This window comes from Salmonella sp. SAL4457 (assembly GCF_046548235.1).
GTDB classification, from domain to species: Bacteria; Pseudomonadota; Gammaproteobacteria; order Enterobacterales; family Enterobacteriaceae; genus Salmonella; species Salmonella enterica.
Genome location: NZ_JBGDZO010001076.1, coordinates 1 through 247, shown reverse-complemented (window position 1 = coordinate 247; position 247 = coordinate 1). Strand labels below are relative to the sequence as shown.

1 protein-coding gene is annotated in these 247 nt (G+C 69.6%); it reads right to left on the bottom strand.

The window, feature by feature from the left end:
• On the bottom strand, positions 1-247 hold a 247-nt coding region (locus ACLJNW_RS27500), incomplete at both ends, for a hypothetical protein (protein ID WP_410961726.1).

Below are 247 nucleotides of genomic sequence, written 5' to 3'. Positions count from 1 at the left end.
GCACCACAAGGGGGGTGGCGCAGAACACGAGCACCGCCGTCGCCAGCGCTGCGAACTTGGCCGCGACGTAGTCACCGCGCCGCAGCGGGCGGGAGAAGTACAGCGTGATCGTGCGGAACCGGAGGTCGCGCGAGACGGCCACCGGGGCCTGCCCGGCCACGTAGATGGACACGATCACCTGCATCGTGAAGGAGTACGAGGCGTAGTCCGCCGGCAGATCCGGCGCCCCGGTGAGCAACGTGACACC